Here is a 17,911-nt window from a genome sequence, read left to right as displayed (position 1 = left end):
GCCAGCCTTTCGCGGTAATGGAGTGCCATACTCCGCGCGGCGGCGGCGCTGCGCCCGTATCGGTCGTTCGCCCCCCGGCGATTGTCTAGAATGGGATAACGCCGCTCCGGTAAAGTTCAATGATCTGCTCCCGTTCGACAAAATCGCGCCCATTTTCGATCATCCAATCTTTGTAGCGGAAGTGAAGCGGCGAGAAGAGCGCTCCGATGATCTTCTTCTGGTTGCGAAACTGATGTGCGGTCAGATCATAGACCCAGTCGCCGACCGTCACCCATAGGTGATGCTCATGTTTCTTCGGCGTCGTTCCCTTGATCAATCGCACGTTCGAGGCGCCATACTTCTCTTCGATCAGAAAGATGAGGATGAGCGACACGCTCTCGCAACAGTTCACAGGAAAAGAATGGCCGAAGGGATATTCGAAAATCCGCTCTCGACGGTTCAGCTCCAGGAATTCCGCCAGCTTCAGGACGGATGCGTCAAGATCCTGCTTCAATGTCTTCGCAACCATGCTTTTCCAACCCGGTTAGCGCGAGGTGATCAATACGGTGGGTCGAGCACTGCGTTCGGAAGTGGATCGACATGGCCCCAGAACCGCACGATCGCGCGCACGTAGCGCCTGAGATCGTCGGGTCGGATCCGAAGCTCCTCGCTGACAGGAACCGGGGCGGGCGCAAGATCATAATAGTCGAGCAGTGGATTGTCCCAAAGCTGCGGCGCGTTGGCCTTGAGCTTGTCGCATGAACCTCCTTCGCCATGGCGGGCGACGTTGGCCACTAGGTGCAATTCAATGAGGTCATCGGCCATTCCTGCCTTCACGAGATCGAAAGAGCCAATCCGTTCAGCGGCTTTGAAAGCCGCATCGAGATTCTTGGTCTGCACGCCATGCGCATTGGTCCAGCGGGAAAGTTGCCGCTCGAACATGCCGTCCAAGGTAAGTGCGAAGGCCTTTGCAGCTTCGTTAGCCGTGTGGTTGTCAACCTGAGCGGCACATCGGTCCAGGAACTCGCCCAAGTCGGGTTTGTCCCACTACCAGTGCATCGTGCGTCGGGAGGTCGCCGAGCGCCCTCAGGACCACGCATTGATAGAAGCGGTCGGCATTCGCTTGAAACACGCGCGGAAGCTGGTCGGCAACATTCATGATCAGCTTTCCTCAATCGGATCGACGTTCGAGTTCACGCGCCGTCGCCAGCGCGCGTTCGCCGTGCCTCGGGTGGGTCAGCCAGGCGCTGACGAGCGCGACATCGGTTGGGCGCCCAACCTTTGCGATCAGCGCGAGCGCGAGATCGAAATGGTCGTCAGCCAACGTGCGGTCGAAATAGATGCGCTCGAACAGGGACACGGGCGCATAGCCCGGCGACAGCGCGCTCCGGCAGAGATCGAGGACCAACTCGGGCCAGACGCTCTCGAACGCGACATTGGCCGGATGCCCGATGTTGCGTGCTTCACGCGCCAAGCGCTGGACGACGTCGAACGCCTCGGCCGCACCGCAGGCGCTTAGCGCGGCGACCTCCGCGGCCATCGCATGGGAGGACCGCACAGGGTCGGAGTTGAGCGCATGAATTAGCGGCGCGGCGCGATACCAGGCTCGGCGCGCCGGATCGTCGGGCGGCGGCTCGGGCGGCGCAAGCGGGATGGCGAGCTTGGCCAGAAGCGCGATCGCATCGGCGTAGACGTGAAGGGCGTGCTGGTGCGAGTGGCCTTCAACGATCGGTCTCAGGGCGAGCTTTTGCAGCTCGGGCGCAGCGGCTGCGGTCGGATTGCGGTGCAGCGCGCGCAGAATGTCGTCGATGAACCAGGCGTCGCGTTGCTCGTCGCGCAGGCCCCGCAGCAGCAGGGCCTGACGCTTCTCGACCGGAAGAACCTCGTAAAAGGCTTCCCAATAGATGTCCCGGAAGGGATGATCATAGGTGCGCGTGACAGCGCTCACCGCCATGCTGCACGCCTCCGGCGATTCCGGAAGCGCAAGCATTGCCTCATATTCTTGGACCGCCGCCTCGAGCGTCAGCGTGGTCTCGATGCCGTCGACCCCTTCGAGCGCATCAAAGAGGATGCTGTTCATGACGATGTTGTCGTTGGACAGCCATCCGTCGAGCGCGTCCCGCACCGCCTCCCGCTGGTCCGGCGGCAGATCGGATCCGCGAAAGCGGATGATATCGCAGATATAGAGACGCAGATGATAAACCCGGAGCTCCCAAATATGGTGCAGCACTTCGGGAAAACGGTAGGGTAGTGGCTCGATGTTGGCACTGTGCAGCGCGGACACCAGAAAGAAGAGCTGTCCGGGGCTCAGCGCTTCGAAGGCATTCAGATAGTCCCGCAGGCCAAGGTCCGGCGCGCCGTCCTGTTCGCCGAACCAGGCGTTCTGGATTGCATTGAGCAGATCTTGAAGATCGCGGCCACCCGGCGAGTGATGATGCATCCCATAGACCGTGCCATAGGCGGCGGCGCGCCAGGCGATGCGCACGTCGGGGTGCGCGTCGCGCAGGCGCTGGGCTTCGCCGACCAGGCGGCGGTCAACCGCGGCGAACAGGTCAAGCAGATCGGCCATCAGCCCGTCGCCGAGCGCAAAGGGGATCAGGTGCAGATAGGCCTTCTCGATCCCAGCGCCGTTCGCATCGTTCGGCAAACTGGGGATCAGCGAGTGCAGATCGCGAGCGGTCGTTACGCCGTCGGGAAGCGACAGGCTGATTTGCCCATAGCGATGTTTGAGTTTGCCGATCAGGTCGCGCATTCGGCCAAGGACATAGGCTCGGGCCTTGCCGCTCGCCCGGCCTGACAGGGCGGCGCGCAGCAGGCGGGAGTCGGGCGCCGGGCCAATCAGCGCGTCAATCTCGGCGGTCGTCGCGCAGCCGCCGAGCAGGAATTCGCGAAGCTCCGCGTTGATCGGTCGGTTAGCGAGCGCGCTGAGCTCCGCAGGGGTCGCGGCATGGCGCAGGACATCGTCGGCAGCGAAGAAGTCGGCGATCAGATCGTGGCGAAAGGCAAGCCGGTTGGCGTCGATGCGAACAAGACCCACTTCGCGTGCGATTACGGCATCCACATCGTTGTCGCGATTGAGAATCCGCTCGGCGGCTGCGCGCGGCATGGACGCGACAAAGCCGGTGCGCATGGTCGTCGCCAGTGCCGACAGGGATCGCTTCATCTGCTGCCGCCCGCGCACGTCGAGGCGCGCGTCTGTGAAGCCATGATAAAGCGCGAAGCGCCCGTCGATTGCAGCGGGCATCTCGAGCATGGCCGCCAATATGGCAGCGTCATGGGCGGTCGCAACGATCTCGACGGCGCCGAGTTCGTGATCAGCGAGCGGGCGGCCGAGATGGGCGGCCACAAGGCGCCGGGCCTGCGCATGGTCGGGTTGGGCGAGACGGATTTCATCGCCGGTTAGCATGGCGGGTAGCGACGTCGGCTCCTGTCCGGCCAGGATGATCCGCGCCCCATAGTTGATGCGGGCCGCCTGCAGGGCTGCGATCAGGTCGTTTCGCCGATCGGCCGGACACTCGTTCAAGCCGTCGACAAAGAAGATGATTTCGGCCCCCGCGCGCATGGCCGCTTTGAACAGCTCCGTGCTCCCCGATGGCGAGCATCGGGCGATCGCGGCCTGAAGGAGTGGTGCGAGCCGCCTCTCGAAATCGCCGGCCCGGATCATGACCGGCAGGTTGCCGGACCGGGTAGTCGATCGCGCGAGGGCTTTCAACAGCTCGGATTTGCCGCTGCCCGATGGTCCGACGATCTGGAGTTGCGCGCCGGCGGCGATTTGCGCGGCAAGCGCGTCCGTGGTGAACGCACCCTCGAATTGGGGTTCGATATAGGGGCTCGCGGCTGCGTCGGCGAGATCGGCAAAGGCGCCGAGATAGCCGGCGATTGCCGCTTCGGCCTCGCTGGGGGGTGCCGCGCTGGCGTCGCTGAGGTCCGCTGATTGCGCGAGGCGTCGCCACGCTTCCAGTGGCAGCGCGCCGGGGCGCGCCTTGGAAAGCAACCCTATCAGGTCCGCATAGCCGCCGATCTCCAGCTTGAAGTCGGATTGCGGGATTTGCGAACTCGGAACGGGCGCAGGGAACAGGCAGAGCATCCCGCCGACGGCCTTCTTGGTGGCGTCGCTCCCGAGGCCGAGCAGCGACGCCATGCTGTCGGTGACCGCGTAGCGGTTGGTCAACGCCTGTTGATAGGGGTTGGTTGGCCCCAGGCGCGTCCGCGCGCTGTTCTGGGCGTCAAGCTCCCAGGGTCCGTTCACGCCGCCATGAACGGCGTGTACATAGCCCTTGATCTCGATCACGAGCGCCGTGTTTGCCGTCGCAACGACAAGATCGATCTGGCGCCGCTTCGGTCCGAGCGTGAAATTCGCGAGAATGACGGCATCGATGTCGAGGGCTTGAAGGTCCTGCAGCAGCCGGCGCAGGCAGGCCGTCTCGGTCGCATTCTCGATCGGATCGCCCAGGAATATGCTGATGTGCCCCCCGCGAGTCATGCCGACACGATACGGTGCGAAGCGGAAGGATCATTGCGGGGTGGGATGCCGTGCACGGTGTTGTTCCGCCGGGCCGATCGCACGAGCGGTTGCGCGCCAGTTCCGGAAACGATCTGCCCGCCGGATGTCATGCGCCGCTCAGGCATCGCTTGAAGCATGTGCACAGGCCGCACAATCCGCTTGGCGCGTCGGAACGGAGCGCCTCCCTTCATGGGGATCGTGAACCGCGAGTGGATGGAAATGGCCGGCGACCCAGGCGGCCGGAATCGGCTCTTGGAGGCAGAAGCTGAAATCGAGATAGCGCGGTTCGGCGCGTGGCCGTCGCAGGATTTTCGCCCATTCGCCAACCAGCGTGCGCGAGAATTCGCGCAGCTGCGACGGCGGGACGCGCGAGAGCGGCAGATCGACCTCGATCACGGTCGGGGCGCAATCGCTAAGCACAGACCGCGCGGCCTGTGGTCCGAGGATCCCCTGAACGAACTCACTCCCACCAAGGAGATAGTGGCCGCATTCCTCAATCAGGACGCGCTCGTCGACGACGACGAAGCAACGGCCGTGATCGATGAGATGGGCGGTGCGGGCGAACGCCTCATCAAGGCGGTCGGCCATCCCATGGAGGGTGGGCTCCCTCGCGACCAGCGATCGAACCTCGGCTTCGAGCTTAGGCCGGTCGTGGAGCCGGATGCCCTCATGGGTGAAGCTGCGGGCGTCGGCTGTCCGGGTCCCGTGGAAGGTCCGCACGCGGGACCATTCAAGCGCCTGATCGACGAGCTCGAGAAATGCTTTTTCGTTCCCGGAAAATTCACCGAGCACGAGTTCGAGCCATTCGGAATCGTCATCATAAAGCTCACTGGACTCGACGGCACTCAGCCGGTCCACTGCGCCGGGCCGGAGAACATCGCTCAACGCCGATGTCAACTGGGGGTGCCAGCTGGCGAGGTCGGTCCAGCGAATCGGCGGACGCGCGTCGTTCACCGGCGAATTGGGCTTGTGGGCCATTGTGGCTAGGCCTCGCCCTGCTCGTCACCGTCCATCGCCGCGCGCACATGATCGGCGATGCGGTCGAGTTGGACGAGGACCGCGACATCGCCGGCTTCGCCAAGCCGGTTAGGCAGATGGCGAAGATCGTCGCCGGCAAAAACGATGAAGTCGTAGTGTGGCGGCCACGTCATCAGCGTAGCACCGGGCAGACCCCGGGGATGGGAGTAGACGCGGCGGACATCCTCGCGCGAAGCGATTCCGTTAGCCTCGTCGAACGAGAGGCCGAGATCGATCAATTGCTTGGCGAGGCGTATGAGGCAAAGGTCGACGACACCAAAGCGCTTCCATTTGGCGCGGGCGCGGCTGAGGTCGGGCGCCGGCGCATCGCGGTGCACAAACGGTGCCATGAGACCACCCGATCCCAGCAGCCCACGCTTGAGGTAGGAGCGCAGCCCTTCATAGCCAATGGAGACGATCTCGGCGGCGCGGGCGGTGGTTACGGTCGGTTCCATAGGCCTCGTTAAAATCGGTCTTATGAGAACCAATATGGATATGCACCATTTGGTGTCAAGAGGACCGATTCTATCCGTGCGGCGCTCGGCCTGGTTTCGGGTCCTGGATTTGTACTGTCTTGAGGCCGGCCTGGAATGCCCATTCCATGGCGCGGGCAATCTCACCATTCGTGTCGGAGTTGAAGCCGTACTTCGAGCGCTCGGCCTTTCCTGACGTGATCTTCTTTGCCACGCGGCGAAACACCTCCTTGCGCAAGCGTCCGTCGGCTTTCTCGACCGGAATGTCGCCCAAAACCCAGGCCGCAACCTCTTGGGGTGGAAGCTGCTTCATGCGAATGTAGAAGGGGTGATCCTTGATGCTGCCAACCATGATGCCTTCCGTCCCTGTGATCTGCCTACCCGATCCTCAACGCACCTGCTTGACCGATTCCATCACGACCAACGCCGGTGCCAGATTCAGGCCGATATCAAGGGCGAGTTTGAAAAATTCCTCGGCTGCCGTTGCGCCAATCATGCCATTTTCGCGAACCTGTTTACGGGCGTATTTACCGAGCGTGATGGCATCGCTCGAACTAACCCATTGGGGATCGCCAGTCTCACGCATGAATGCTGACCGGATGTGATCGGGCAACTCGCTGCCAAACAACAGGTAGCGCAAATGCCGGATAAAATTGGGGTGAATGTATATGTCGGTTCCCGAACAACCGTTGCGTTCGAAGAGGCCTTGGCGCGATGCTTTGATCCGTCCCGGATTATAGGCGGGATCGGTCCAGTAACGGATCCAGTGCTCCGAAATAGCGTTCCGCTGTTCAAGCGATGAAAGCAGAGCAAGGATTGGTTCCTGGTTCTTAAGATAGGCGTCATGCGCCGCGGCATGGCTTTGATGCGTGCCTGAGAGGTCGATCTGCTGAACCAGCGCAGTTTCTTCCTTCGTGAGAGGCAATCGATATTCGCTCACATCTTCTCCTCTTCCAGCCGGAAAGCATAGCCGGTCAGAGCTATTTGGCGAAGTCGCTTTCGGAACAAAAAGCGAATTCACAGATGTAACCGCCGCTCATCGTCGCTCCGCACCGGCTAGCGAGAATCATAGCCATCTCTGGAGGATTTTTTCCGCTAAATCGGCGCGAGCGGTCTGCTCCATATCGACCCGCAAATGGAGGCGGTGGGCATCGCTGAAGGAGAAATCAAGTAATCCGCGTTTCTCCCGTCGCGGTGGCCGCTTGGAATTGCCCGTGGACTTTGTGCGCCAACGTGATGGGCGCAATACTGCCCAGTAGCGTGAAGCCCGAAATGCTAGCGGACGATCACCGATTCGACGCAGGCAAGCTCCGCCTTCACGTCTTTGCCGGAAGGCTTCTCGTGGGAGCATCCGTGGGAGCGATGTGGTAACAGGCGGGATTGGGCGGGAATTCAACTGGCGGTTTTCCGCCGTTTTTCTCCCCTAGCCTCCCCCTCAATCCCTTGAACCCCGGGTTCGGGGCTCATAGGGCAACCGAATTCAACCCTATGATATCACACGGTTTGAAAGTAGATCGGCCCAATCGCACAGGGCTGTCTTACGAGCATCGAACATTTCGGACTTGTTGTAGACACGCATGATTTTCGACCGTGTCGCAGTCGCCACATGGTTGAGTATCCGATCCGCGACGTGGGGCGGGACGCCCAATATCTCGCAAGCGTGTGTATTGAAGGTCGTCCGCAGATCATGAACCGTCCAGTGGGGCATGCGTCCGACCGTTTCTGGATCGACCCCCGCCTCTTCTGCATCCTTGATGCGGGCGCCGTGGATTGCCTTGTCGATCCGGCGCTTGGCTTTCGTGAAACCCGAGACCGATGTTTCACCAGTGGTCGAAAACAGGAGCTTCGACTCCTTCGGCCGCTCCTCGTGGTTGAGTGCCTTGAGAATGATGGAGCGAGCCAATGGCGAAAGCGGGACACGCAGAGCCTTGGCGTTCTTCGTCCTGCCGGCAGGAAGAGCCCATATGCCCTGGTCTGGCGTGTCGTCATCCCCGATGGTTAGGTCCACGATCGGCATTGCAGATATTTCTTCCCGCCGCATCGGTAGAACGATGAGCAAGCGGTACAGCTGCTCGAATGGATACCCGAGGCCGGTGGTTGCGGCCCAAACCTCGCGTAGTTCCTCAAGGGTGTGAAAGCGATCGCGCTCGTTTTCCTTCGCGGGCTTGCGGATATTTTTTGCCGGTGAGTCCGTGAGAATTTCCTCCTCGACGCACCAGTTGAAAAATGCGGATGCATAAGCGAGCTTCCGGTTGGCCGATATCGGTGCCTGCCGGGCATGCTTCCTGACGAGATCGCTGATCTCGGCGCGGGTTATCGAGGCCGGCTTCCGGTTGGCTAGGGTCGTCATCAGACCCTTTTTGCCGTCAAGTGCGCGCCGGGTCTGAGTGCCACGACGGTGTTGCGCGAGAATGAGTTCCTCATACAGGTCCAGAACGTCCTTGAGCGTTGTCCTGGTCCGTATCTCAAGAGCTGCTTCACGTGTCGCAACCCGCTTCTCTTCGTTGAGGTCATGGCCCTGCACGATCTTGGCCCGCGCTTCCTGAGCGGCTATCCGCGCCTCGGCAATACCCATGCCGGGCCAGGAACCGAGTTTGATCCGTGTGGGCTGACCGTTTTTCAACCGTGCCCAATACGACCAGCTTGCGGATCGTTGACCTGCGCGGATCCGCAAGCCCGGCTCTCGGTCATCGTGAAGTTCAAGTTGTCCGGCGGAACCATTTTTGGCCTTCAGGATCAGGGCCTCAATGCCGTTTTTTGTAAGTGAGGCAGCCACTCGAACACTCCCTTGACCCAAAAACTAGGTTGCATATAGGTTGCACCAGAGCTCCGACTGACCGGAGTTGACGCAAGCCAACGCTGGACGATCAGGGACGAGACCCTGTGAATTTTCTATTATATATCAGTATGTTGGAGATTCAAAATCGGACGCCGGGGGACACTGAAGGACATCGCGGGACGTTCGAAAAATCGCTTTTGGACGCCTCTTAATCAGCGGGTCCTTGGTTCGAGCCCAAGTGCGTCCACCAAATTTCCTAGCACATATAATTCGCTATGCCTTTGGCGGGTTGCTAGACGTAGTTATATTTTCCAGCAAAAAGCACATCGCAAGCCACCCTCCGAAAGTGAGCGGTCGTCGTGCTTCCAGTGAATGTGAGCGCAGTCCGGGTCGGAATATCAAGCGATCGCTGGTCACCCTCACCTCCAGAGTCATCGCTCTACAAGCGCGCGCGAATTTACGCGATGCGCAAACGGAAAATGGCTCAGACGACGGAGTCGTCCGAGCCTTTTCCCCTGAGCCAGTTGGCGATCAGAAGCGCATACCGACGCCGACGCCGAATACGAACGGGTCGAGGCCCAGCTTGACGCGCTGGACGCCTGCCGCCGTGGTTGCCAGTCGTGCCCTCGTGTCGATGTCGATATATTTGACGTCGATATTGAGGAAAATTTTGTCGTTCAGGTCGATATCGACGCCCACCTGCCCCGCCCAGCCGACGCTATCCTTCATATGCACCTTGGTCTTGCCCACGGCTGTTTCCAGGGCGGTGGATGCATCTTCGGCATAGAATAGCGTATAGTTGATGCCCGCACCGACATAAGGGCGGATATGGCCATCGACCACGGGGTGATATTGCATCGTCAACGTCGGCGGCAGCACCCAGGTCGAGGCGAGCTTGCCGATGCTGCCGGTCGTCCCGGTGCGACCGCTGGCGCTATGTTTCGTGGTCGCGGCGATCAACTCGAAACCGATATGGTCGGTCGCCATGTAGGTGACATCGATTTCGGGCATGATGCTGTTGTCCACCGACACCTTTTCGCCCGGAAATGCGGGCAGAATACTGCCGCTCTTCTCGTTAGGCGCGACCATGATCGTGCGCACGCGCAACAGAATGTCACCCTGTTTGGCCTGGGCCGGTCCGGCAATCAGTGCGCCGGTCATGGCGCTGGCCAGCAAGAAAGTCTTTATGCGCATTATCGTCTCCGTCCCTGACGTTGTGGTCAATAATGGCTTGTAGGCTTGGCCTGCCGGTCGTTCCTTGACGCGGCGCAATCGGAAATTTGATCCTGCGCAATGCGTTGGCACGCGGCTGGTGGCAGGCCGCATTCCATGTTCCGATACCATCCCGATCTGTTGGCGGACCCCGTGCCGCGCTACACCAGCTATCCCACCGCAGCGCAGTTCACCGACGCCGTCGGGGCGCAGGCGCTGGCGGAGCGGCTCGATACGCTGCCGCAGGACGCAGGTATCTCGCTCTATCTGCACATCCCCTATTGCCACGACATCTGCTGGTATTGCGGCTGCAACACCGGTGCCGCGATCCGGCCTCGACGGCTGGCCACTTATGTCGATGCGCTGGAGCAGGAAATCGCGATGGTCGCGTCACGCCTGGGCGGGCGGAGGCGCGTGACCCATATCGCCTTTGGCGGTGGTAGCCCCAATTCGCTGCCGCTGGTCGACTGGGTCCGGCTCAATCACCAGTTGCTGCTATGTTTTGATACCAGTGCGGCTGCCCTGTCGGTCGAAATCGATCCGCGTCGCCTGGACGAGGCATGGATCGACACCATGGGCCAGATCGGCGTGTCGCGCGTCAATCTGGGTGTCCAGACCTTTGCGCCGCACGTCCAGCAGGCGATAGGGCGGGTGCAGCCGGTCGATATGGTGGAAACGGCGGTTGCCGGGCTGCGCCGGGTTCAAATCGACGTGGGCTTCGACCTGATGTACGGCCTGCCGGGCCAGAGCGAGGCGGATCTGGCGGAGACTCTGGAAACAAGCATCCGTCTGGCGCCGTCGCGGATCGCCCTGTTCGGCTATGCGCATATGCCGCACCTGCTGCACCGCCAGCGCCGGATTGCGCAGGCCGACCTTCCCGACATGGCCATGCGGTTCGCAATGGCGACGCAGGGTCATAAGATGCTGACCGCTGCGGGCTATCGCGCCATCGGTTTCGATCATTTCGCGCTGCCCCACGATCCTCTGGCGCAGGCCGCGACCAGCGGAACGCTGCGACGCAATTTTCAGGGATTTACCGAGGATGACAGCGACGTTCTGATCGGCCTGGGCGCCAGCGCAATCAGCCAGTTTCCAGACCTGATCGTGCAGAATGAGAAAAATGCCGGTGCCTATAGGGAGATGGTCGCCCAGGCGCGGCTGACCGCGACGCGCGGCGTCAGGCGCAGCGCTGACGACCAGCAACGCGGCCGACTGATCGAGCGCTTGCTATGCGACGGCGCAGCGCCAAGCGAGGGGATTGGGCAAACCCGCGACCTGGCCAGATTTGTCGCCATGGGCATCGCTCGTGTGAACGACGGGATGATCGAGATTCGCCCGGAGGCGCAACCCTATGCCCGGTCCGTCGCGGCCTGCTTCGACGCCTATCTTCGCCCGGCCGAGGGGCGATTCAGCCATGCGGTCTAGCAGGCTGATATTGGCGCTGGGCATGATGGCCACGACGCTCTCGACATCGGCTGATGCGAAAAGCAGTGCCGGGCCGGGACGCTATTTTTGCGGCAAAGCGCCTATTGACTGGTCGCCACCATGGGAAAAAAACCCGACCGATGGCCATGACAGCCTTGCCTGTCATCTGATGCTCAGGGAGCAACGGAAGAAAGCGAAATGAGGGTGCGTGTCTGCCGCGCAAGGGGTGCGTGCCAGCATGGATGTGGAATGATGGAGTTGGTGGGCCCGGCAGGACTTGAACCCGCAACCTATCCGTTATGAGCGGACAGCTCTAACCAGTTGAGCTACAGGCCCCACCTTGTCAACGAACGCCCGATTAGGCAGCATCACGCCGCTTGGCAAGCCTCGATACGCATGGGAATGGCGTTAAGAAACTGATCCAGGCTGGCTGCTCTTAGTCCCCGTTTCGCCAGATGCGCCAGCACCGCGTCCCACCAGCGGTAAAAGGCGGTGCGGTCGGCTTCGTCACGGACATAGGGGGTATGGCCCGGCTCCAGCGTGGGCGAATGGAAGCTGAAATTGAGCACGGGGACGCCCTCCTCGATTAGGGCGTCGATCGCGGCTATGGCCTCAGTGGCGGATATGCCTTCGGGGGTTAGCGGCACGCGGCTCAGCATCCGGGCGCGCGACAGGGCGCCGGCGAGTGGCCCCATGGACTGGGCTGCGCGGTAAAGCCGCTCTCCCGCGCCGCGCAACAGGCCGACAAAGGCGGTGGAGAGCGGCAATTCCAACAATGTCCGGTCAGGACCAGCCCAATAGGGCGTCTGGGGCAAGCCGTAAAAATCCGGGCCATGCTGGTGGCTGTAATCGAAGCGGCTGCGCACCGAACTGTCGAGCCGGAACCCGGCTTCGCTCAGCAACCGCGCGCTGTTTGGACCAACGCCATAGCGACCGGCGCGATAGGCAATGGGACGCTGGCCAAAGCGCTCCTCGATCCGGCGGCAGAGCGCCTCGAGCTTGGCGCGCTCTACCGCTTCGGGCAGGAAGCCGACATAGGAGTTGGCGGCGCTGACGTCCTCGACATGGGGCGGGTTGACCCAGGGGTGGAGATGCGCGCCGATATCGGCCGTGCCGTCGCTGACCCATTCCGCCATCATCGCTGACGCGGCTTCGCAATCGATTACGGGATAATCGGTGACATAGACGGGCTTGACGCCTGCTGCCGCGAAATAGGCCTGCCCCCGCGCCATGCCCGGCAGGGCGGTGACGCCATGGCCGGTCCGGCTGAACGGGGCGTTCCAGTCAAATTCTTCTTCGGTATCGACAAACAGCATGAATCGCGTGCCGAACGCGGGATCGAGGGTGATCCTGTCCTGCGGCAAGGGCGGGGCCAGCAGGTTGCCGTCATGGGGGGGAACAGTCATGCGCTACCCATAGCGCGCAATGGTTGCCATAGGGTTGCCGTGTGCGTCAGGCGTGGGCCGTGTCTTCGGCAACGCTGGCGGCGGGAATGGCGAGCAGCAGCCGCCCAGGCTCCACGTCCAGACTGCCGCCGCATGTCCCGGCGAGGCTGCGGATCAGCCGTAGCGAAAAGCCCAGCCCCAGCAGCGGGCCATCGGCCCAGTCGCCTTCGGAGGTATAGCCCGGATCGAGCAGTTGCGCTTCTTCCATGCCCGCCAGGCTGGAGGGACGGTCGATGGCCAGCACAACCCGGCCATTGGCGCCTTCGGGCTGGAACCAGCAGGCACCGGTCACCGCCTCCCCCTTTGGCGCGACGGAAATCAGCGTGCGCAACAGATGCTGGACCATGCGTTCGCCTTGCACCGGATCGATCCGCACTGGCGGCAGGTCAGGTGCCATAGCGATGTCCACCGGCGCGGCACCCTGATCGCGGAAGCGGTTGGCGATCTGGCGCACCAGCGGTTCGGGATCGAGCAGTTGCGGAGTGCTGACATCGTCGCCGCGCGATACGCGGGCGGCAAGGTCCAGATCGTCAAAGGCCGCCAGCAGATGACGCGCATCGACCGCGATATTGCCCGCCATGTCGCGATATTCCGCACCCGCCGGGCCGAACAATTCCTGCTCGATAATCTCGGCAAAGCCCAAAATGGCGTTCAGCGGTGTGCGCAGTTCATGCACCAGTTGGCGCAGCGAATCCGCCGACAGGCCGCTCAGCCCGTCCGGCGCAGGCGCGTGCTGCGCGGCTACTTCGTGCAGGAACGGACGACGCGCCTGACCGCGATAGCCTTGAAAGCGGCCTGAACGGGGATCGAAAAAGGGCGTGGCGGACAATCGCCATTCGCCCGCCATCGTCCCGCCGACAATGGCGAACCGGCCATTCTGGAAGCCGCTGCGCCGGGCAAAGGCTCCCGCGACATGGCCATCCGGCCCGCTGCCGCCCTCCAACGCTACTTCGCCCAGCGACAGGCCGATCAGCGCCGCGCGCGGTCCCTGGTCGATCCAAAGGATGGTGCCAGCGGCGTCCGTCTCGAACGCGAAGTCGCGCGGCGGTGTGCTGCTGTCAGGTTCCTCTGCCACCAGTGGTTCCAGCGGCGGGGGTGGCGGCCGGGTGCTGGTGAAATGGGCGATCCGGTCGACCAGATTGCGGATCTGGTCCTTGTCGCCGACAGGCGCGCGCAGCGGTGTGACCGTGCAGGTCTCAGCCTCCAAATCCAGCGCGTCGTTCGCCGGGACCATGTCTGCGGTGAGCAGCATATCGCTGTCGCCCACCATATCCTGCCGCACGGTGGTCAGCACCAGATCGGAAGGACCAAAGGCTTCGAGCGCCAGTCGCGCCGCCGGACCGATATCCCGCCGCCCGCGCAGGACGCCGCGCGCCGTGGGCGTCAGCCGGGGCAGCAAATCTTCCCACATCGTGTCGGGCAGTTGCGCCCGTGCCATCGCGGCGGCGGCAATCGAGGGGCGATCATGGGCAAAAAACTCGACCAGACTGGCCGACCGCAGCCGCCCGCCCAGTTCGACGACGGTGGCAATACGCTGCGTTTCCGACAGCTTGGCGCGCAATCCTGCCAGCCGGTCGAGCAATGCCGCCCGCTGGTCCGCCGCCATCGGCGCGCGATCGGCGCGGTCATGCTGCGCCAGCAGATCCACGCACTGACGCCACAACGTCACTGCGCCCAGCCCGGCACGGTCCTCGGCGGCCAGCACTGTCTGCATCAGATCGTTGAAACGCACCAATAATCCCCATATGGCCGTGGCGCAGGCAGGTGCCCGGTGCGCTCAGCGGCTGTCACGACCTACCGATAAGCCCTCGCCCCGCAAAGGAAAAGGGGCTGGTTACGCGAACGAAAGCGATCGTCGCATAGTGGGACAATTGCATTGCCCTGAAACATTATTATGATGGGACAGGAAAACAGGACAGGAAATAAGCACAATAATGGCCGGCCCGAATATCGACGACATTGATCTGCAAATTCTGGGTGAATTGCAGCAGGATGGCAGGATGACCAACGTGGAACTGGCACGCAAGGTCGGACTGACCGCGCCGCCATGCCTGCGCCGCGTCCGATCACTGGAGGAAGCGGGTGCCATCACCTCCTACCATGCTGTGGTCGATCCGGGGATGCTGGGCTACACCATCACGGTGTTCGCGATGGTGAGCCTGAAAAGCCAGGCGGAAGCGGACCTCAAAGCCTTTCAGGACCATGTTGCGGAACTGCCAGAGGTTCGCGAATGTCACATGCTGAACGGTGAAATCGATTTCATTCTGAAGGTCGTGGCGAAAGACCTTCAGAGCTTTCAGCAATTCCTGACGTCCAAATTGACGCCAGCACCCAATGTGGTGAGCGTCAAGACGTCGCTCACCATCCGCACGTCCAAGAATCTGCCGGGCGTGCCTTTGCCGGTGTGAATTGTCAGGGGCGGTGCCGGATCATGAGCTGATCCGGCCCGCGATCACGCGGCCTTGCGGCTTTGCTGATCGACCCAGACCGACCAGAAACCCGCCACGCTGGCCCAGTTGCCGCTGGCCTGGCTCAGAGCCGCCTGCGCGCCGGGCAGGTCGCCTGATCGCGCCAGCGCGACGCCCAGTCGGGCATTCACCCGGCCTGCATCGACACCACCCTTGGCCAGCGCCAGCCGATATTGCTCGACCGCCTGGGGGAATTGCCCCAGCGAGAAATAGCTGTCGGCCACGGCCTGCGCATCCTTGCCAGTCGCCGCGCCCGCCGCCTTCTTCGCCTGCGCGGGCAAGGCCGCGATTTCCTTGGTCGCCTTGGGCGTGACCGCTTTCAGCAGCGACGTGGTCGCAGGCTGGGTCGCGGTCAGCTTGCCGGCCTTGCGGCCAGCCTCGATGATGGACTTGGCTTCGGCAAAATAGCCGGATTTCTCGGCCAGTTGGGCATAGGCCTGATAATCCCGCTCACTCGCCATCGCGCCATTGGCGGCTTGCAGGCGGTAGAGGTCGAGCTGGAGCTGCGAATCTATGCCCGCGGCCGACAGATAATTGGTGATCGCCGAACGCCAATCCTCCCGCGCGCCTGCCTGGGTCAGCCGTTCGCGATAAAGCTGGCCGACTTCGGTCCAGTCCCCGGCCTGATAGGCCATGGAAATGGCGCGGTCGGACCAGGCGAGCGGCATGGGCTGACCGGAGGCGCGCTGACGGGCGAGCGCTTGCTGGACGAACGGGCGTGCCTCCTTGGGCTTGTTGCGGCGCAGGGCAATGTCGGCGCGCAGGAAGGTAGCGTCGATGCCGTCATAGCCCAGCGTCTTGGCATAATCGAGCTGCGCCACCGCATCGTCATAATTGCCCACGGCATAGGACAGATAGCCCGCGACATAACGCAGCCGTGGTGCATCCTTTTTGGGCAGGGCGCTGGTCTTGAACAGATCGGTCAGGGCGATCCGCTGCGCCTGCACATCGCGGCGCTGCGCCGCCAGTTCGAACCGAAGCCCGGCCGCGACATAATTTTCAAAGTCCGACATGGGTGCCAGTGCCGCGATGCGCGCATTGGCGGTGGTCACGTCACGCGCTTGCAGCGCGGCCTGCGCCGCCGTCACATTGGCGCGAAACGCATCGGACATGCCAATGACGGGACCGACCGCGACCTGCTTTTTTGCAAGGCCGGGCGTCGCCATCAGCAACGCCCCTGCCAAGGCAACCGGCAGGCCCGCAAAAGTGAATGTATGAAATCGCATGGCCCCAAAAGCCTCCCCGGAACGCAACTTTATCAATATAGTATAAGGCGCGCCGTCGCCACCGGAGCGGCGACGGCGCGCACCATGTCAGGCGCCCTTGGTGCCCAGATAGGCTAGCCACAGACCGGCAATCTGCTTGCGCGCGCCGCCCTGCACGGCTTCAAACGCTGCCTTCGCCGCCGCATTGTCGCCGCTCATCAGCTTCGCGATGCCCATGCGGGTGTTGATCTCGTCCGCGTCGACGCCGCCCTTCTGCTTGGCCAGTTCGAACATCGCAGCTGCTTTGGCATAGTCGCCATAGCCCAGATAGGCGTCAGCCGTTGCGGCCGCGATCTTGCCGTTGGCGGCCTTCTTCGCATCGGCTTCCGCGGCTCCCAATGAGCCTTTGTCGCCAGCGATCCGGCCCGTCGCGGTCTGGTAGAGATCACCGCCCTGGCTGGCGTTCAACACGCCCTTCGAACGGCCCAGGTCGATCGAGGATTTGACCTCTCCATAAATGCCGGTTTTGGACGCCATTTCGGCATATTCGACAAAGTCACCGGCAACGACCAGACCACCGGACGCGGACAGGAGGCGCAGCACGTCGAGATTTTCGCGATTCGTGATGGTCGGATTGGCGCGCTGGAACAGCCGCACCAGCGTCCGCAAATTCGTGCCGCTCGGCTCTGCCTGATAGGCCATCTTCGCCCATTCGGTCACTTCGGGCAGCTTGGCCGCTTCGGCCCGGCCAACGCCGATCTGATACCATTGGGCCGGTACTTGCTGTCCGGCCGCCTTCAAGGCATCAGCCGCAGCCTTGAGTGCGGCAAGCCCCTGAACGTTGAAACCGCGCGCTGGCTCGACCGACGCGTTGCCCGTGCCTGCCTTGCCAAAATAGGCCTGGGCGAGGGTCGGATTGACCGCTTCGGGCTTGTAACCCGCTGCCAGGGCCGCCTGGGCGCGTTTGATAGCGAGATCGTAATTTTTGGCACCCATCGCCTGATCGGCGGCGACAGCGTTGAACTGGCCCGCCTGTTCGGGCGGCGTGAGGCCGCTGTCGAGCATCTGGCTCAGCGCTTCACCTTGCAGCGCGGTGTCCTTGCTCGCGATCGAGGTGTTGAGCTTGATCGCGCCGATCTGATATTTGTCGTCATTGCTGACAGCCTTGGTATCGGCATCGGCCAGCGCTGCCTTGGCACCGGCAAAATCCTGCGCTTCGGCGGCCTTTTGCGCGGTCTGGAGCGCCTTGATGACTTCGGGCGAGACGTTGAGCTTCGGCCCGGCCTTCTTCTCTTCCTTCTTCGCGGCAAAAGCGGGGGCGGTGATCGCACCGCCGCTTACTGCCAGAGCCAGCACGAGCGCCACCGGGGTAACAAAACGCATGATCCTCATCTCCTTTATGCG

General features: G+C 62.5%; 16 protein-coding genes and 1 tRNA gene. 3 read left to right on the top strand and 14 right to left on the bottom strand.

Annotated elements, in window-relative coordinates; translation table 11 throughout:
- Positions 1-85 precede the first annotated feature (85 nt).
- From Q0D44_RS02255 to Q0D44_RS02215, 9 genes are all read right to left on the bottom strand, one after another.
- The gene (locus Q0D44_RS02255) at positions 86-508 is read right to left on the bottom strand and encodes a hypothetical protein (protein WP_294131715.1); all 423 of its coding nucleotides are present in this window, start codon (positions 506-508) and stop codon (positions 86-88) included.
- Positions 509-537: 29 nt separating this feature from the next.
- Complete coding sequence (locus Q0D44_RS02250; protein ID WP_294131714.1) at positions 538-1,011, bottom strand: hypothetical protein; 474 nt, start codon at positions 1,009-1,011, stop codon at positions 538-540.
- Positions 1,012-1,150: 139 nt separating this feature from the next.
- Complete coding sequence (locus Q0D44_RS02245) at positions 1,151-4,462, bottom strand: NERD domain-containing protein (RefSeq protein ID WP_294131712.1); 3,312 nt, start codon at positions 4,460-4,462, stop codon at positions 1,151-1,153.
- A 138-nt stretch (positions 4,463-4,600) separates the two neighbouring features.
- The gene (locus Q0D44_RS02240) at positions 4,601-5,461 is read right to left on the bottom strand and encodes a hypothetical protein (protein ID WP_294131710.1); all 861 of its coding nucleotides are present in this window, start codon (positions 5,459-5,461) and stop codon (positions 4,601-4,603) included.
- Positions 5,462-5,466: 5 nt separating this feature from the next.
- Positions 5,467-5,955 carry a hypothetical protein gene (locus Q0D44_RS02235; RefSeq protein ID WP_294131709.1) on the bottom strand — a complete coding sequence of 163 codons (489 nt, stop codon included), beginning with the start codon at positions 5,953-5,955 and terminating at the stop codon, positions 5,467-5,469.
- A 70-nt stretch (positions 5,956-6,025) separates the two neighbouring features.
- Positions 6,026-6,325: a hypothetical protein gene (locus tag Q0D44_RS02230; protein ID WP_294131708.1), complete on the bottom strand. Its 300-nt coding sequence runs from the start codon at positions 6,323-6,325 to the stop codon at positions 6,026-6,028.
- 36 nt (positions 6,326-6,361) lie between these two features.
- Positions 6,362-6,913 (bottom strand): hypothetical protein, encoded by a 552-nt coding sequence (locus tag Q0D44_RS02225; RefSeq protein ID WP_294131707.1) that lies wholly within the window; start codon positions 6,911-6,913, stop codon positions 6,362-6,364.
- Between the two features lie 546 nt (positions 6,914-7,459).
- Positions 7,460-8,749, bottom strand: a complete 1,290-nt coding sequence (locus tag Q0D44_RS02220; protein ID WP_294131706.1) for an integrase family protein — start codon at positions 8,747-8,749, stop codon at positions 7,460-7,462.
- A gap of 534 nt (positions 8,750-9,283) precedes the next feature.
- Positions 9,284-9,946: an OmpW family outer membrane protein gene (locus Q0D44_RS02215; RefSeq protein WP_294131705.1), complete on the bottom strand. Its 663-nt coding sequence runs from the start codon at positions 9,944-9,946 to the stop codon at positions 9,284-9,286.
- A 135-nt stretch (positions 9,947-10,081) separates the two neighbouring features.
- Between Q0D44_RS02215 and hemN the strand changes: the two genes are divergently transcribed.
- Complete coding sequence (hemN, locus tag Q0D44_RS02210) at positions 10,082-11,389, top strand: oxygen-independent coproporphyrinogen III oxidase (RefSeq protein WP_294131703.1); 1,308 nt, start codon at positions 10,082-10,084, stop codon at positions 11,387-11,389.
- A 22-nt stretch (positions 11,390-11,411) separates the two neighbouring features.
- Positions 11,412-11,591: a hypothetical protein gene (locus Q0D44_RS02205; protein WP_294131702.1), complete on the top strand. Its 180-nt coding sequence runs from the start codon at positions 11,412-11,414 to the stop codon at positions 11,589-11,591.
- A gap of 57 nt (positions 11,592-11,648) precedes the next feature.
- Here the strand turns inward: Q0D44_RS02205 and Q0D44_RS02200 are convergent.
- From Q0D44_RS02200 to Q0D44_RS02190, 3 genes are all read right to left on the bottom strand, one after another.
- Positions 11,649-11,725: transfer RNA gene (locus Q0D44_RS02200), tRNA-Ile, on the bottom strand.
- 32 nt (positions 11,726-11,757) lie between these two features.
- Positions 11,758-12,795: a polysaccharide deacetylase family protein gene (locus Q0D44_RS02195; protein ID WP_294131701.1), complete on the bottom strand. Its 1,038-nt coding sequence runs from the start codon at positions 12,793-12,795 to the stop codon at positions 11,758-11,760.
- 46 nt (positions 12,796-12,841) lie between these two features.
- The gene (locus tag Q0D44_RS02190; RefSeq protein ID WP_294131699.1) at positions 12,842-14,569 is read right to left on the bottom strand and encodes a HAMP domain-containing sensor histidine kinase; all 1,728 of its coding nucleotides are present in this window, start codon (positions 14,567-14,569) and stop codon (positions 12,842-12,844) included.
- A gap of 199 nt (positions 14,570-14,768) precedes the next feature.
- Here Q0D44_RS02190 and Q0D44_RS02185 point away from each other — a divergent pair, with 199 nt between their 5' ends.
- On the top strand, positions 14,769-15,242 hold the full coding sequence (locus tag Q0D44_RS02185) for an Lrp/AsnC family transcriptional regulator (RefSeq protein ID WP_006950751.1): 474 nt from the start codon (positions 14,769-14,771) through the stop codon (positions 15,240-15,242).
- A gap of 44 nt (positions 15,243-15,286) precedes the next feature.
- Here Q0D44_RS02185 and Q0D44_RS02180 read toward each other — a convergent pair whose 3' ends face one another.
- Together Q0D44_RS02180 and Q0D44_RS02175 are read right to left on the bottom strand one after the other, a co-directional pair.
- On the bottom strand, positions 15,287-16,528 hold the full coding sequence (locus tag Q0D44_RS02180) for a hypothetical protein (RefSeq protein WP_294131694.1): 1,242 nt from the start codon (positions 16,526-16,528) through the stop codon (positions 15,287-15,289).
- A gap of 87 nt (positions 16,529-16,615) precedes the next feature.
- Complete coding sequence (locus tag Q0D44_RS02175; protein ID WP_294131692.1) at positions 16,616-17,890, bottom strand: hypothetical protein; 1,275 nt, start codon at positions 17,888-17,890, stop codon at positions 16,616-16,618.
- Positions 17,891-17,911 lie beyond the last annotated feature (21 nt).

It is taken from the genome of Sphingobium sp. (assembly GCA_023266575.1).
Lineage (GTDB): Bacteria > Pseudomonadota > Alphaproteobacteria > Sphingomonadales > Sphingomonadaceae > Sphingobium.
Note: the sequence above shows the minus strand (reverse complement) of the source record. Positions and strands in the feature narration are given on the sequence as shown.

Bases quoted from the DNA above. Each gene is read 5' to 3' on its own strand.
- Q0D44_RS02255 (WP_294131715.1), bottom strand. From the start codon at position 508: ATGGTTGCGAAGACATTGAAGCAGGATCTTGACGCATCCGTCCTGAAG.
- Q0D44_RS02245 (WP_294131712.1), bottom strand. From the start codon at position 4,462: ATGACTCGCGGGGGGCACATCAGCATATTCCTGGGCGATCCGATCGAG.
- Q0D44_RS02240 (WP_294131710.1), bottom strand. From the start codon at position 5,461: ATGGCCCACAAGCCCAATTCGCCGGTGAACGACGCGCGTCCGCCGATT.
- Q0D44_RS02235 (WP_294131709.1), bottom strand. From the start codon at position 5,955: ATGGAACCGACCGTAACCACCGCCCGCGCCGCCGAGATCGTCTCCATT.
- Q0D44_RS02230 (WP_294131708.1), bottom strand. From the start codon at position 6,325: ATGGTTGGCAGCATCAAGGATCACCCCTTCTACATTCGCATGAAGCAG.
- Q0D44_RS02215 (WP_294131705.1), bottom strand. From the start codon at position 9,946: ATGCGCATAAAGACTTTCTTGCTGGCCAGCGCCATGACCGGCGCACTG.
- hemN (WP_294131703.1), top strand. From the start codon at position 10,082: ATGTTCCGATACCATCCCGATCTGTTGGCGGACCCCGTGCCGCGCTAC.
- Q0D44_RS02205 (WP_294131702.1), top strand. From the start codon at position 11,412: ATGATGGCCACGACGCTCTCGACATCGGCTGATGCGAAAAGCAGTGCC.
- Q0D44_RS02195 (WP_294131701.1), bottom strand. From the start codon at position 12,795: ATGACTGTTCCCCCCCATGACGGCAACCTGCTGGCCCCGCCCTTGCCG.
- Q0D44_RS02185 (WP_006950751.1), top strand. From the start codon at position 14,769: ATGGCCGGCCCGAATATCGACGACATTGATCTGCAAATTCTGGGTGAA.
- Q0D44_RS02180 (WP_294131694.1), bottom strand. From the start codon at position 16,528: ATGCGATTTCATACATTCACTTTTGCGGGCCTGCCGGTTGCCTTGGCA.
- Q0D44_RS02175 (WP_294131692.1), bottom strand. From the start codon at position 17,890: ATGCGTTTTGTTACCCCGGTGGCGCTCGTGCTGGCTCTGGCAGTAAGC.